Below are 15,073 nucleotides of genomic sequence, written 5' to 3' on the forward strand. Positions count from 1 at the left end.
GCATATATATTGCGCTATCAGTGCACATATCCTTTTAAATCAAATGCTTGGTAGATAGGAACGCTGCTTGCTTGGATCAGCCGGCATTCAATCGGGAGCCGATGCATGGAAGCGTTGAAAACAGGCAGTGACGTATTGTTCGTATTGCTGGGCGGCATCATGGTACTGGCCATGCATGCTGGGTTTGCCTTTCTGGAACTGGGCACCGTGCGCAAGAAGAATCAGGTCAATGCGCTGGTCAAGATCCTCACCGACTTCTCGGTTTCCACGATTGCCTATTTCTTCATCGGCTACAGCATCGCCTACGGCATCAACTTCTTTTCCAGTGCGGAGGTGCTATCCGCCAAAAATGGCTACGACCTGGTCAAATTCTTTTTCCTGCTGACTTTTGCGGCAGCCATCCCCGCCATCGTATCGGGAGGCATAGCCGAACGCGCACGCTTCAGCCCCCAACTGGCGGCTACCTTCGCTCTGGTCGGGCTGGTCTACCCGTTTTATGAGGGCATTGTCTGGAATGGCAACTACGGCATCCAGGATTGGCTGATGGCGAGCGTCGGCGCCAAGTTCCATGATTTTGCCGGTTCGGTGGTGGTGCATGCCGTGGGGGGCTGGATCGCCTTGCCTGCCGTGTTGCTGCTGGGTGCGCGACGCGGGCGCTATACCAAGGATGGAATGGTCTCTGCGCATCCGCCGTCCAATATTCCGTTCCTGGCGCTCGGTGCATGGATTCTGACCGTAGGCTGGTTCGGTTTCAATGTGATGTCGGCACAGCTGATTGAGGCCGTGTCGGGCCTGGTGGCAGTGAACTCGCTGATGGCGATGGTGGGCGGCACGCTGACCGCCCTGGTGCTCGGCCGCAACGACCCGGGTTTTATCCATAACGGTCCGCTGGCTGGCCTGGTGGCCGTGTGTGCGGGCTCGGACCTGATGCATCCGCTTGGTGCCTTGGCCACTGGCGCGATCGCAGGTGCGTTGTTCGTGTGGATGTTCATGGTGACCCAGAACAAGTGGAAGATCGATGACGTGCTCGGCGTATGGCCTTTGCACGGATTGTGCGGCGCATGGGGTGGGATCGCGGCCGGCATTTTCGGTGCCAAGGCACTGGGCGGGCTGGGCGGCGTCAGCCTGGTAGCGCAGTTGATCGGCACGCTGGGCGGCGTGACCGTCGCCGCGTTTGGCAGCCTGGTGGTGTATGGCCTGCTGAAACGGTTCGTGGGCTTGAGGCTGGATCCGGAGGCCGAGTTCAATGGCGCCGACCTCAGCATCCATAAAGTGTCGGCCACAGCGGAACGCGAGACCAACTGGTAAACGGCCTAGTTCTTCTGCTGTCGTTTCAGATAACGGTCGCGTTCTGCGCGTAGCTGTTCGAGCTGACGATTGACCTGGACCACGTCAGGATGTTGGTTGGTGTACTTCAGCAGGAGCACGGTGCGTTTGATGCGCAGTTCAACCAGTTTCTTGTCGAGACCTGTGAGATAGGCATCGGATTTAGGGGGAGGCGTATTCGCCGCCTCATCGGATGCGGGTGGCGGCTGGGCTGCCGCGGTGTCGTCGACTGCGGGTGGGACCGCCTGCTGTAAGGGAAGTTGGGGCGCGTGCGGGGGCGTTGCCAGGAAGTGTTCGATTACGATGATCCCGAGCCCGATCAGCAGGAATACGCCGATAGGTACGCCAAATGCAAGTACCCGCAACAGACGCGACACCCGGTTGGTAGACGGTACCGGTATGGGCAAGGTCGCCGGAGTCGATGCCAATGTTAATGCCAATGCGTGGAAGGCGCTGACCAATGTGCGGGCATCCGGCCGGGCTTCCGGCTTTTTGTTCAACATATGGGCCAGCAAACTGGCTAGGCCGACCGATATTCTGGGACGCAGGGTGGTGGCAGGTTCCGGCGCTTCGTTGATGACCCGGTAGACGATCGTGGGCAGGCTGTCGCCATCGAAGGCATAGCGGCCCGTCAGCATCTCGTACAGGACAGCGCCCAGCGAAAAAATATCGGAACGCCCGTCTACTTCCCGTCCCATCGCCTGTTCCGGCGACATGTAGCGTGGCGAGCCAAGCATTTGTCCAGCTTGGGTGTGGTCGCTGTTGACGAGATGGGCAATGCCGAAATCGGTCAATTTGATCTGCCCGCGTTTTCCGGTTACGACGACATTGGCGGGCTTGATGTCGCGATGGATGACACCGTGCTCGTGTGCGAATGCCATGGCTTCGGCCATCTGCATGGCTGTGTCGAGCGCCAGATCAAGCGGCATCGGCCCCTTGTCCATGAGATCGCGCAGCGTCCTGCCGGGCAGGTATTCCATGGCGATATAGGCAAGCCCGTCGGCTTCGCCGACGTCGTAGATGGTCACGATATTGGGGTGGGACAGGCGGCCGGCACTCTGCGCTTCGCGCAAAAAACGCGATTCCGCGTCGGCGCCTTCCTGCTGCAACTGTGCAATAGGCACTGTCTTGATGGCCACAGTTCGCTCGATCAATGGATCGCGTGCCCGGTAGACCGTGCCCATCGCGCCCTGTCCGATTTCGTCGAGGATTTCGTAACGGCCGATTTTCATCACGACAGGAATGTCAGATCTGGCATTCCACAATCTGACCGCGGACCAGGCGACTATCCTCACCCATCAGGTACAGATACCAGGGCATCAGGTCGTCGACGCTGGGAAGGGTTTCGGGAGCAAGCCCGGGGTGGGTGCGTGCGCGCAAGGTCGTCGCCACCTGGCCGGGTATCAGGGTGTTGATGCGCAGGTTTTCGTCCGAGCTGAGCTCGTCGGACCAGATGCGGGTAAGCGTTTCCAGGCCCGATTTCGCGATGGCATAGCCGCCCCAGTAGGCGCGGGGATGGTGGCCGTGGGTTTCGCCGGTGAATATGACCGAGGCATCCGGCGCCTGGTGGAGCAGTGGCAGGCAGGCGCGGGTGAGCGCAAAGGGCGCGATCAGGTTGACCCGCATCAGGGTCTGCCACTGTTCCAGTGTTTGCAGGTGTAGCGGAGAGAGATTGTAGAACTGATGGGCGCTGTGGAGCAGGCCGTCGAGTCGCTGCAGATGGTGCGTGATGGTGCCGGCCAGGGTTTCCAGGCTGCGGTCGTCTGCAATCGCAAGATCATACGGAAACATGGCGGGCTCGGGTCCGCCGGCGGCGACGATTTCGTCGTATACGGCTTCGAGTTTGCTTTCATCGCGTGCGAGCAGCGCGACGGTGGCGCCATGGCGCGCAAACGTCAGGCTGGCGGCGCGGCCAAGGCCGGAACTTGCACCGGTAACGAGGATGACGCGGTCTGCAAGAAGATCGGGGCGAGGGAGATAGTCTTTCATAGCTGTTCGAGTAATGCGCGGGCCGATTGTACTCCGCTCTGTGTTGCGCTTTCGAGCGTGGCAGGATACGGCCCGGCAGTGTAATCGCCCGCCAGAAAAATGCGCGGGTGCAGGGTATGGACAGGCGGGCGTGCCAATTCCGGCACGCAACTATAGGTTGCCTGTTTTTCGATGATGCGTTTGCGCCAGCGCGTAGGTCCGGGCTGGACGATCCGGCGCAACTGCGCTTCCGCCTGATCCAGCCAGTCAGTGGGCAGATTCGTGGCAGCGCTAGCCACGAACGCCAGCAAACCGGCCTGACCGTGGCTCTGGCCACGATCGAACACAAACTGTGCCGGTCCGTCGATCAGGGCGAACAGCGGCTTGGACAGTCGAAAATCCGGATCGTATTGCATATAGGCTGTGGCAATGGGTTGATATTCGTACCCTGCCACGGCTTGGCCGAGCGGTCCAAGTACCGGCACTTGCTTCGCCAAGGCAGGGAGATGTTGCGGTGCGACGGCCAGGACAACGTGGCTGAAGACGGACATGTCATCCTGCGTGCCTAGGGCGATGGAGTTCGGTGTGGCGTCGAGCGTGGTCACGCGATAGCCCAGACGGATGTCGCCACCAAGCTCGACCACGCGTGCGGCGGCCGGTGCGGGCAGCAGTGCTGTCAAATCGCGGCGCGGCAGTATCAGGTCGCTATGGTGGGTGCGCCCGCCGAATGCGGCGCGGACCACCCTGCGGAAAGCCCTGGCGTCGGCCAGTTCGGGCGGGGTGTTGAGCGCTGACACGCACAAGGGGTGCCACAGCGCATTGCGTAATTTTTCCGGCTGCGTGCGGGTGAGTTGGCTGACAGTCAGTTGGCCTGGCGTTGCCGTGTCGCGCAGCATGAGGTGCGCCCAGTGCGCGGCGGCCAGTTTCTCGCGCCAATTCAACCCGCGGGCGCCGAGCAGTCCCGCCAGCAGGTGCAGCGGGGCGGGCAGGCGCGGGCAGGCAAGGCTGAATGCCGGCGGCTGTTCGAGGGTGAGCGGCAGACGCCACAGCGGTGTGACAGGATGCAGGCGTTCGATCAGCTGTAGCGTTTGTTCGTATGCGCCGAGTAGGATGTGCTGACCGTTGTCGAGTGGCTGGCCTTCGAGTTCGACTGCGCGTGCGCGGCCGCCCAGGGTCCGGCTGGCCTCGAACAGCGTGACGGCCACGCCGGCTTCGGCCAGTGTCAGGGCTGCAGAGCAGCCGGCCCAGCCGCCGCCCACGACCGCGACACGGGCTCGATCCAAGTCAGTTGTCACGGAAACAGCCAGGTTTTGCTGGCAAGCCACAGTTTGCGCAACGGCGTGAGCGAAACGCGCGCGCGCAAGACAGGGAATCCGGATTGCCGGATTTCGTTAAGCAGGGTGCGGTAGATTGCCGCCATGACCAGTCCGGGACGCTGCGCCCGCCGTGCGCCGGGAGGCAGCGCAGCGAACGCACGGCCGTAGTAGGCCAGGGCGCGTTCGTACTGGAACTGCATCAGGGCTTGAAATTCGGGCGTGTTGCGTCCGCTCATCAGATCGGCTTCGTGCACGCCGAAACGTACCAGTTCGTCCTGCGGCAGATAGATGCGTCCGCGCCGGGCGTCTTCGCCGACATCGCGGATGATGTTGGTGAGCTGGAACGCCAGCCCCAACTCGTGGGCGTAGCGGCGGATGTCGCGATCATGTTCGCCGCGCGTGCCGTCGAAGATCGATGCTGCGATTTCGCCGACCACACCGGCAACGCGATAACAGTAGAGGTTGAGCGACTTGAAATCGGGGTAGCGCGTGTGGTCGAGATCCATCGCCATGCCGTCCACGATTTCCAGCAGCAGGGCCGGCGGGATGGCGCGGCCCTGCGAGGTGTCGAAGAGCGCGCGGGTTGCCGGATGCTCCGGCTCGCCGCTGGCGAAATGGCCGATCTCGGCGCGCCACCAGTGAAGCTTGGCCTCGGCTACCTGGCGTTCGTGGCACTCATCCACCACATCGTCGAGTTCGCGGCACAGCGCATAGAACGCAGTGATCGCACGTCTTACCTCGGGTGGCAGAAAGACGAAACTGTAGTAGAAACTGGAGCCGCTCGCGGCGGCACGTTCCTGGCAATACTGGTGAACGTCCATGTTCAAAACAGTCCGCGGCCGAGCATGATGAGCCAGTCCTTTTTGGTCAGCACCGGGCGATGGTGGAACACGCAGCCGGGATCGGCGTGCAGTTTGCGCAGGATGGCTTCGCCGCCGCGGATGGTTACCCGCAGTTCCAGCCCGATGCGGCCCTTGAGTTGCCGGCCGAGCGGCGCGCCGGCCTGCAGCAATTTACGCGTACGCTCGATCTGCTTGTGCAGCATCATATGCCACAGCCCGTGCGTGTCGCCCTGTGCGATCTGTGCTTCGCTGACGTGGTGTGCGGCCAGTTCGTCCTGCGGCAGGTAGATACGATCCTTCGAGTAATCCACAGCGATATCCTGCAGAAAGTTGATCAGTTGCAGGCTGCTGCAGATGGCATCGGAATAGGCCAGGTGGCGCGGGTCGTGATCGCCATACAGATGCAGCATTAGGCGGCCCACCGGGTTGGCCGAACGGCGGCAGTAGTCCATGACTTCGCCGAAGTCGGCATAGCGCTTCTTTTCCACGTCCTGGGCGAAGGCGGACAGTAGTTCGCGAAAGGGAGCAAGCGGAATCGCATGGGTTCGGATCGCTACAGCAAGCGGACCGAATACCGGGTCGGTCGGCGTCTCGCCGCGTTCGATGCGATTCAGTTCGGCATGGTAGGCCGCGAGCTGATGCAGCCGTGCGGCTGGCGCGGCGTCACCTTCGTCGGCGATGTCGTCTGCGCTGCGGGCAAACCGATAGATGGCTTCCACCGGCCGACGCAGCCGTTTGGGCAGCAACCAGGAGGCAACAGGGAAGTTTTCGTAGTGATCGACCGGCACCGGCAATAAAAAACGGAATGGGAATAATGACTTAGGCAGGATGCCGGGCGGGCTTGGGTGACAGCATCGCTTTGATTATATTACACTTATCGGTTGATAGTTTTGCGGCCGAGCCGCGAGAGTGGCGGAATTGGTAGACGCACTGGATTTAGGTTCCAGCGCCGCAAGGCGTGGGGGTTCGAGTCCCCCCTTTCGCACCACAAGCTTTTTGCCCTTCACCCAACCTCAATTCAGCCAGGAAGTATTTTGATGCAAGCAAATCTTGAAGTTCTCGAAGGACTGGTCCGTCGCCTGGACATCAGCGTGCCTATGGGGCAGTTGGAAACTGAGGTACAAAATCGCCTCAAGCGTCTGGCGCGCAGCGTCAAGATGGACGGTTTCCGCCCGGGCAAAGCGCCGCTGAGCGCCGTGGCGCGTCAGCATGGCTCTGGCGTGCGTCAGGAAGTGCTGGGCGAGACCTTGCAGACGCGTTTCGGCGAGGCGGTACAGGCCCATCAGCTGAAAATTGCGGGTTATCCACATTTTGAACCGAAGACAGGGCAGACTGACGCAGCGGAAATGACCTTCAGTGCCAGTTTTGAGGTCTATCCTGAAGTGAAGATTGGTGATTTGAGCACTGGCAAGATGAGCAAGCCCGTGGTGAATCTGGCAGATGCCGATGTCGTCAAGACATTGGAGGTCCTGCAAAAACAGCGCCGTACGTTTGAGTCGGCGGATCGGGCTGCCGCGGAAGGCGATCTGGTCAAGTTCGATTATCAAGGTACGGTCGATGGCGCGTCATTCGAAGGTGGCAAGGGCGATGATTTTGCCGCAGTGATCGGCGAAGGCCGTTTGCTGAAGGATTTCGAACAGAGTCTGACCGGCCTCAAGGCGGGTGACAGCAAGGGCTTCGACGTGACCTTCCCGGCCGAGTATGCTGCCAAGGAGCTTGCGGGCAAGGTGGCGCATTTCGAGGTGCAGGTCAAGGACGTGCAGGCGCCGGCGTTGCCGGCGATTGATGCGGAATTCGCCAAGGCGCTGGGGGTCGAAGACGGTGACGTGGAGAAACTCAAGGCCGAAGTGAAGTCCAATCTGGAGCGTGAAGCGAAGCGCCGCGTACAGACCAAACTGAAAGAGCAGGCGATGGAGTTGCTGTTGCAGAAAAGTACGCTGGATCTGCCGCAGAGTCTGGTGGCGATGGAAACCGAGCGCCTGATGAAAATGACCGAGGCGGATATGCAGTCGCGCGGGGTTCAGACCATGAAGCTCTCTGCCGATATGTTTACTGGACAGGCGGAACGTCGCGTGCGTCTGGGCCTGATCCTGGCCGAGATCGTGCAGGCGCACAAGCTGGTGGCCCAGCCCGAGCAGATTCGCAACCTGATCCAGGAACAGGCCCAGAGCTACGAGGAACCGGAGCAGGTCGTGCAGTGGTATTACCAGAGCCCGGAACGGATGCAGGAGATCGAGTCCCTGGCACTGGAAGAGAATGTGGTAGCATGGGTCGCAGGTCAGGCCCAAGTGGAAGACGTGACAACCTCTTTTGAAGAATTGATGGGACGTGCCTGATGCGTATTGACTTTGAACGTGGTATTTCCAATTCGCAGCCCTTCGAACCGCAGGGTTTGGGGCTGGTGCCCATGGTCGTCGAGCAAAGCGGCCGTGGCGAACGTGCTTACGACATCTACTCGCGTCTGCTCAAGGAACGGGTGATTTTCCTGGTAGGCCCGGTGAATGACGCGACGGCCAACCTGGTGGTCGCGCAGATGCTGTTCCTGGAGTCGGAAAACCCCGACAAGGACGTCTATTTCTACATCAACTCGCCCGGCGGTTCGGTCTCGGCCGGATTGGCGATCTACGACACGATGCAGTTCATCAAGCCGGACGTGTCCACCCTGTGCATCGGTCAGGCTGCCAGCATGGGCGCCTTCCTGCTGACCGCCGGCGCCAAGGGCAAGCGTTACTGCTTGCCGAACTCTCGCGTGATGATTCATCAGCCGCTGGGCGGCTTCCAGGGACAGGCATCGGACATCGAAATCCACGCCAAGGAAATCCTCTATCTGAAGGCGCGCCTTAACGACATGCTCGCCAAACATACCGGCCGGAGCATTGAGGAAATCGATCGCGACACCGACCGCGACAACTTCATGAGCGCGGAAGATTCGGTGAAGTACGGGCTGGTCGACAAGGTGTTGACCAGCCGCATTGAGGCATCAGGCAATTAAGCAAGGAACTGGCATGGCGGACAAAGGCTCGGGCGACAAACTTCTCTACTGCTCCTTCTGCGGCAAAAGCCAGCATGAAGTACGCAAGCTGATTGCTGGGCCGTCGGTATTCATCTGCGATGAATGCGTCGAGCTGTGCAACGACATCATCCGCGAGGAAATCCAGCAGGCGGACAACCAAAAGGGCGGTGCGGGTTCCGATCTGCCTACGCCGCACGAGATCAGCGGCATCCTGGATCAGTATGTGATTGGCCAGAGCCAGGCGAAAAAAGCGCTGGCGGTGGCGGTTTATAATCACTACAAGCGCTTGCGCAGCAATTCGAGCACGGGCGAGGTGGAACTGGCCAAGAGCAACATCCTGCTGATCGGGCCGACCGGCTCAGGCAAAACTCTGCTCGCCCAAACACTGGCACGCCTGCTGAACGTGCCGTTCGTGATTGCCGATGCCACCACGCTGACCGAAGCCGGCTATGTAGGCGAGGATGTCGAAAACATCATCCAGAAGCTCTTGCAAAAGTGCGATTACGATGTCGACAAGGCCAAACAGGGCATTGTTTACATTGACGAAATCGACAAGATTTCGCGCAAGGCCGACAACCCTTCGATCACTCGCGACGTGTCGGGGGAAGGCGTGCAGCAGGCCTTGCTGAAGCTCATCGAAGGCACGACCGCGTCGGTTCCGCCGCAGGGCGGGCGCAAGCACCCGAACCAGGAGTTTGTGCAGGTCGATACGAGCAATATCCTGTTCATCTGCGGCGGCGCATTCAGCGGCCTGGAGAAAGTTATCCGCGGCCGCACCGAAAAAGGTGGCATCGGCTTCGGTGCGCAGGTCAAGAATGTCGATGAGACCAAGCGCGATGTCGAATTGCTGCATCAGGTCGAGCCAGAAGATCTCATCAAATATGGCCTGATCCCCGAATTTGTCGGACGTTTGCCGGTCGTCGCCACTCTGGACGAGCTGGATGAAGCTGCCTTGGTCCAGATTCTGACCGAGCCGAAGAATGCGTTGACCAAGCAATTCATCAAACTCTTCAAGATGGAAGGCGTCGAGCTGGAGTTCCGTGAGGATGCGCTGAATGCCATTGCCAAGCGGGCCCTGGCACGCCGAACCGGCGCGCGCGGCCTCCGCTCGATCATTGAGCATGCCCTGCTCGACACGATGTATGACCTGCCTTCTCTCAAGGGCGTCAGCAAGGTGGTGGTGGACAACGGGCTGGTCAGTGGCGACGGCAAGCCCTTATTGATCTATTCCGAGCAGGACGAGCAGCCGCTGGCTGCCGGAGCCTGAACCGAGATGGCTGATAGGGAACCTGTCAGCCATCTTGAATTCCAAACTATGCCCCCCAATTGTGGATGAGCGTGGTTGAGTGCCGCGCATCCTTTCCTTCACTCTTACCAGGAAATCATGATGAGCGACAACATATCCAAGGAACAGATCGACCTGCCGCTGTTGCCGCTTAGGGATGTGGTGGTATTCCCCCACATGGTCATCCCGCTGTTTGTCGGCCGTCCCAAGTCAATCAAGGCGCTGGAAACCTCGATGGAGTCCGGCAAGAGCATCCTGCTGGTCGCGCAAAAGACCGCCGCGCAGGATGACCCCACGCCCGAAGACCTCTACGACACCGGCAGTGTGGCCACCGTCCTGCAGATGCTGAAACTGCCCGATGGCACGGTCAAGGTGCTGGTCGAGGGCAATCAGCGCGCCCGGGTGCTGGAAGTGACCGACGTTGGCACCCATCTGGCTGCGCGTGCCGAAATCCTGCCTGCCGAAGGCGAGGAGCTGGTGGAAGTGGAGGCCATGCGTCGCGCGCTGCTGACGCAGTTCGACCAGTACGTCAAACTGAACAAGAAGATTCCGCCTGAAATCCTGACATCGCTGTCGGGCATCGACGAGGGCGGCCGTCTGGCCGATACCATCGTTGCGCACCTGCCGCTGAAACTGGAACAAAAGCAGGAAGTGCTGGAGATGATCGGCGTCAATAAACGCCTTGAGCATCTGCTTGGCCTGCTGGAAGGCGAGCTCGACATCCTCCAGGTGGAAAAGCGCATCCGCGGCCGTGTCAAACGGCAGATGGAGAAGAGCCAACGCGAGTACTACCTGAACGAGCAGGTCAAAGCCATCCAGAAGGAACTCGGCGACATCGAGGAAGGCGCCGAACTGGAAGAGTTGGAAAAGCGCATCAAGACGGCCAGTATGTCCAAAGAGGCCGAAGCCAAGGCCATGGGTGAGTTGAAGAAGCTGAAGATGATGTCGCCGATGTCGGCCGAAGCTACCGTCATTCGCAGCTATATCGAAGCGATGGTTGGCCTGCCCTGGAAGAAGAAGGCCAAAATCAGTAAAGATCTGGCGAAGGCCGAGAAAATCCTCGATCAGGATCATTACGGCCTCGACAAAGTCAAGGAACGCATTCTGGAATACCTCGCTGTGCAGCAGCGCGTGGACAAGGTGAAAGCACCGATCCTGTGCCTGGTGGGGCCGCCTGGCGTCGGCAAGACCTCGCTCGGCCAATCGATTGCGCGTGCGACCAACCGCAAGTTCGTACGTATGGCGCTGGGCGGCGTGCGCGACGAATCCGAGATTCGCGGCCATCGTCGCACCTACATCGGTTCGATGCCGGGCAAGATTCTGCAAAGCCTGACCAAGATCGGGGTGAAGAACCCGCTGTTCCTGCTCGACGAAGTCGACAAGATGGGACAGGACTTCCGCGGCGATCCGTCGTCGGCGCTGCTGGAAGTGCTCGATCCCGAGCAGAACCACACCTTCCAGGACCACTACATCGAAGTCGAGTACGACCTGTCGGATGTGATGTTCGTCGCAACGGCCAACTCGCTCAATCTGCCTGCGCCCTTGCTCGACCGCATGGAAGTGATCCGCCTGTCGGGGTATACCGAGGACGAGAAGATCAACATTGCCGAGCGCTACCTGGTGCCCAAGCAGTTGAAGGTCAACGGCATCAAGGAGGGCGAATTCGCCATTGCCGAATCGGCCATTCGCGACATCGTGCGTTACTACACGCGTGAAGCCGGCGTGCGGAGCCTGGAGCGTGAAATCTCCAAGGTCTGCCGCAAGGCCGTCAAGGCCCTGCTGCTGAAGAAGCAGAGCAGCAAGATCTCGGTCACTTCGCGTAATCTAGAGAAATACCTCGGCGTTCGGCGTTTCAGTTTCGGTATTGCGGAGATGAACAACCAGGTGGGACAGGTGACTGGGCTGGCCTGGACCGAGGTGGGAGGCGAATTGCTTACCATCGAAGCGGTTTCGCTGCCTGGCCGCGGCAAGATGACCACGACCGGCAAGCTTGGCGAAGTGATGCAGGAATCGATTCAGGCTGCGCTGTCCGTGGTGCGTTCGCGTGCCCGCAAACTGGGGATACAGGAAGACTTCTACCAGAAGCGCGACATCCACATCCACCTGCCGGAAGGTGCGACACCAAAGGACGGCCCGTCCGCCGGTATCGCAATCTGCACCTCGATGGTATCGATCCTCACCGGCATCCCTGTGCGGGCCGATGTCGCCATGACCGGAGAGATCACGCTGCGGGGCGAAGTGCTGCCGATCGGTGGCCTGAAGGAGAAGCTGCTGGCGGCGCATCGCGGCGGCATCAAGACGGTGCTGATCCCGCAGGAAAACGTCAAGGATCTGACCGAGATTCCGGACAATATCAAGAACAAGCTCGACATTCACCCGGTCAAGTGGATAGACCAGGTTCTTGAATTGGCACTGGAACATGTGCCCGAGCCCTTGCAGGATGAGCCTGAAGCCGACGCGCCGGCAATTGCCGTGCCGGAAGAAGACGGTACCGCCGCTGCGGCGCTCAAACACTAGGTATTTTCTGACCGCCCGTCCGAATCCCGCGCCAGTCGCGGGATTTTTTTGGTGATCGCCCGGGAAACCGCTTGACACAAGGTTTTGCGGGTTGCTATAAAAGCGGCCACAGGGTTTTCCTGTGCCACTTGAGTGAAGGGGATAACACGTGAACAAATCCGAATTGATTGACGCCATCGCTGACTCGGCTGACATTTCCAAAGCAGCTGCGGGTCGTGCGCTGGACGCAACGGTCGAGGCAGTCAAGAAAGCGCTGAAGAAGGGCGACATGGTGACGCTGGTGGGTTTTGGCAGCTTCTATGTGGGTAAGCGTGCCGCACGTACTGGCCGTAATCCGCGTACCGGCGTAAGCATCAAGATCAAAGCCGCGAAAGTGCCGAAGTTCCGCGCCGGCAAGGGCCTGAAAGACGCCATCAATTAATAATAAAGTCCGCGAGTGCTTGGCAGGGTCGAAAAAAATGTTGTAGAATTTTGGTCTTTGTCGGGTGCTTAGCTCAGCTGGTAGAGCGTCGCCCTTACAAGGCGAATGTCGGGGGTTCGAACCCCTCAGCACCCACCAGCCGGGTAAGAGAAAATAAGCGGTCGAGTACTAGGCAGTACAGTTTTTTAGCAGCACAAGGGAGTGGTAGTTCAGTTGGTTAGAATACCGGCCTGTCACGCCGGGGGTCGCGGGTTCGAGTCCCGTCCACTCCGCCAACATCAAAAAGGCGAACGCGAGTTCGCCTTTTTTCATTTGCATCATTTGCATTCCATATCTTGGGTTTTCTCGTGCCCCATTTCATGGCGACCATATTTAATCGCAACAGGGCGAGACGCGAAGCGTAAAGTGCGCGAAAATCCGCGCTGACGTTTTTTTCGGAGTAAAAGACCGTGCTCGAAGCAATCCGCAAGCATGCACAGGGTTGGCTGGCCAAAGCCATACTGGCCTTGATTGCAATCACCTTCGCCCTGTTCGGCGTGGACTCCTACATGAGAGGCGACAAAAGCGGCGGCATGGTCGCCGAGGTTGGCGATGTGGGAATTTCGCGTGAAGAGCTGACACGGGAAATCCAGGCGCAAACCGATCGCATGCGCGAGGCGCTTGGTGCTGCGTTCGACCCTGCTGTCCCGGAGCGCGCCGATTTCCGCAAACAGGTGCTCGACAGCCTGATCGAACGCAAGGCCTTGTTGCTGGATGCGCAAAAAAACAAATTTCTGGCGCCCGATGCGTACCTTGCCTCCGTGCTCGCACAGATTCCGGCGTTCCAGCAGGACGGCAAATTCTCCCAGCAGCGTTATGAAGCGGTCTTGCGCCAGAATGGCCGTACGCCAGCAGCCTTTGAAAACGAGTTACGCCAGGGATTCATGCTGGATGTCGTGGCCAGTCCGGTGACGCTCGCGGCCTTTCCGTCGAATACGTCGCTGACGCAGATTGCGCGCCTGGTCTCGCAACAGCGTGAAATTGCCTGGGCCGATCTGCCGGCCTCCACCGTGGCTTCAGACGTCAAGGTCACACAAGCCGACGTGGAACGTGATTACGCGGCCCACAAAGCCGAATTTACCGAGCCTGAACAGATCCGCGCCGAATATCTGGTGCTGGATAAGGCCAGCGTGGCGGGGGGTATCGCAGTGAGCGACAAGGAAGTGGCCGACTACTATGCGGCCAATGCGGCGAAGTTTGGGCGGCCTGAACAACGCAGTGCAAGCCATATCCTGATTGCGGTGAATAAGAATGCCGACGCCGCAACGCGGGCCAAGGCCAAGGCCAAGGCGACCGAGCTGGTTCAGATCCTGCAGAAATCGCCGGAACGCTTTGCCGAACTGGCACGCACCGAGTCGCAGGATCCGGGCTCGGCCGCACAGGATGGCAGCCTGGGGAGCTTTGCTCGCGGCATGATGGTCAAGCCTTTCGAGGATGCCGTATTCAGCATGAAGCCCCACGAAATCCGAGGGCCGGTCGAAAGCGATTTCGGTTATCACATCATCCGGCTGGATGGCATCCAGCCTGCCAAGCTGGCGCCACTGAACGAGGTACGTGCCGAGGTCGTCGATGAACTGCGCAAGCAGCAGGCGCAAAAGGCCTTTGCAGACCTGGCTGACAACTTCGGCAACCTGGTCTATGAAAACGCACAGTCCCTGCAACCTGCCGCTACAGCAGCCAAGCTCAGCATCAAGCAGAGCGACTGGATGAGCGCCAAGACGGCGCCGCCGCCATTCAACAATGCCACGTTGTCGGCCGCCCTGTTCAGTGCCGAGTCGATCAAGTCGAAGCAGAACACCGAAGCCATCGAGGTGCAGCCCGGCATGCTGGTGGCGGCGCGAGTGGTCGATCATCGAGCGGCCCGACTGCGTCCGCTGACAGAGGTATCCGCGGCGATCGAGACCAGGCTGCGTGCCGAGCAGAGCGCCAAGCTGTTGGCCCAGAAGGGCGAAGCGACCATCAAGACGCTGGAAAAAGGCGATGAAACGGGTTTGAACTGGTCGTCGTTCAAGGTAGTGGGGCGTCAGCCGTTTGCAGAACTGGATGCGGCTGGCATCCAAGCGGTATTCCGGGCGAATGCCGACAAGCTGCCGGCCTACACGGGTTTCGCACGACCTGACGGTTCGTATCGGATCGTGCGGATCAGCCGCGTGGTGGAGGCGGACACGCCGGATCCTGCGTTGCTGGCCTCGGTCGCCTCCGGCGTGACGCAGGCGCAGCAGCGCGCAGACATGAAGGCGATGCTGGCATTGATCACTGCAGGCCAGAAAGTAAAAATCCAGCCGAATGCGATCGAAGGTAGATGACGTGGCTGCATGACAATAAAAAACGCGCCTTCTGGGCGCG

At 59.9% G+C, this 15,073-nt stretch carries 12 protein-coding genes and 3 tRNA genes; 10 read left to right on the forward strand and 5 right to left on the reverse strand.

Annotated elements, in window-relative coordinates; translation table 11 throughout:
• The first annotated feature begins 105 nt into the window (after positions 1-105).
• The gene (locus B058_RS0112105; RefSeq protein WP_018508757.1) at positions 106-1,308 is read left to right on the forward strand and encodes an ammonium transporter; all 1,203 of its coding nucleotides are present in this window, start codon (positions 106-108) and stop codon (positions 1,306-1,308) included.
• 5 nt (positions 1,309-1,313) lie between these two features.
• On the opposite strand, the gene B058_RS0112110 is transcribed toward B058_RS0112105, so the two are convergent.
• From B058_RS0112110 to hpnC, 5 genes are read right to left on the reverse strand one after another with little or no spacing between them, the layout of a single operon-like run.
• A complete protein-coding gene (locus B058_RS0112110; protein WP_018508758.1) occupies positions 1,314-2,558 on the reverse strand; it encodes a serine/threonine-protein kinase in 1,245 nt (414 codons plus the stop codon).
• Between the two features lie 13 nt (positions 2,559-2,571).
• Complete coding sequence (locus B058_RS0112115; protein WP_018508759.1) at positions 2,572-3,315, reverse strand: SDR family NAD(P)-dependent oxidoreductase; 744 nt, start codon at positions 3,313-3,315, stop codon at positions 2,572-2,574.
• Complete coding sequence (gene hpnE / locus B058_RS0112120; RefSeq protein WP_245539302.1) at positions 3,312-4,589, reverse strand: hydroxysqualene dehydroxylase HpnE; 1,278 nt, start codon at positions 4,587-4,589, stop codon at positions 3,312-3,314. The genes B058_RS0112115 and hpnE overlap by 4 nt, the downstream gene beginning before the upstream one ends.
• Positions 4,586-5,431: a presqualene diphosphate synthase HpnD gene (hpnD, locus tag B058_RS0112125; RefSeq protein WP_018508761.1), complete on the reverse strand. Its 846-nt coding sequence runs from the start codon at positions 5,429-5,431 to the stop codon at positions 4,586-4,588. The genes hpnE and hpnD overlap by 4 nt, the downstream gene beginning before the upstream one ends.
• A 2-nt stretch (positions 5,432-5,433) precedes the next feature.
• Positions 5,434-6,246: a squalene synthase HpnC gene (gene hpnC / locus B058_RS0112130; RefSeq protein WP_018508762.1), complete on the reverse strand. Its 813-nt coding sequence runs from the start codon at positions 6,244-6,246 to the stop codon at positions 5,434-5,436.
• 109 nt (positions 6,247-6,355) lie between these two features.
• Between hpnC and B058_RS0112135 the strand changes: the two genes are divergently transcribed.
• From B058_RS0112135 to B058_RS0112175, 9 genes are all read left to right on the forward strand, one after another.
• Positions 6,356-6,440, forward strand: a tRNA-Leu gene (locus B058_RS0112135).
• A gap of 49 nt (positions 6,441-6,489) precedes the next feature.
• A complete protein-coding gene (tig, locus tag B058_RS0112140; RefSeq protein WP_018508763.1) occupies positions 6,490-7,788 on the forward strand; it encodes a trigger factor in 1,299 nt (432 codons plus the stop codon).
• Positions 7,788-8,444 carry an ATP-dependent Clp endopeptidase proteolytic subunit ClpP gene (gene clpP, locus B058_RS0112145; protein WP_018508764.1) on the forward strand — a complete coding sequence of 219 codons (657 nt, stop codon included), beginning with the start codon at positions 7,788-7,790 and terminating at the stop codon, positions 8,442-8,444. The genes tig and clpP overlap by 1 nt, the downstream gene beginning before the upstream one ends.
• Positions 8,445-8,457: 13 nt before the next feature.
• The gene (gene clpX / locus B058_RS0112150) at positions 8,458-9,732 is read left to right on the forward strand and encodes an ATP-dependent Clp protease ATP-binding subunit ClpX (RefSeq protein ID WP_018508765.1); all 1,275 of its coding nucleotides are present in this window, start codon (positions 8,458-8,460) and stop codon (positions 9,730-9,732) included.
• Between the two features lie 117 nt (positions 9,733-9,849).
• Entirely contained in the window at positions 9,850-12,267 is a 2,418-nt protein-coding gene (gene lon, locus B058_RS0112155) for an endopeptidase La (RefSeq protein ID WP_026240880.1), read from the forward strand.
• A gap of 148 nt (positions 12,268-12,415) precedes the next feature.
• A complete protein-coding gene (locus B058_RS0112160; RefSeq protein ID WP_018508767.1) occupies positions 12,416-12,688 on the forward strand; it encodes an HU family DNA-binding protein in 273 nt (90 codons plus the stop codon).
• Positions 12,689-12,750: 62 nt separating this feature from the next.
• Positions 12,751-12,826, forward strand: a tRNA-Val gene (locus tag B058_RS0112165).
• Positions 12,827-12,886: 60 nt separating this feature from the next.
• Positions 12,887-12,963: transfer RNA gene (locus tag B058_RS0112170), tRNA-Asp, on the forward strand.
• A gap of 174 nt (positions 12,964-13,137) precedes the next feature.
• Complete coding sequence (locus B058_RS0112175; protein ID WP_018508768.1) at positions 13,138-15,033, forward strand: SurA N-terminal domain-containing protein; 1,896 nt, start codon at positions 13,138-13,140, stop codon at positions 15,031-15,033.
• Positions 15,034-15,073: the final 40 nt, after the last annotated feature.

It is taken from the genome of Thiobacillus thioparus DSM 505, assembly GCF_000373385.1.
Lineage (GTDB): Bacteria > Pseudomonadota > Gammaproteobacteria > Burkholderiales > Thiobacillaceae > Thiobacillus > Thiobacillus thioparus.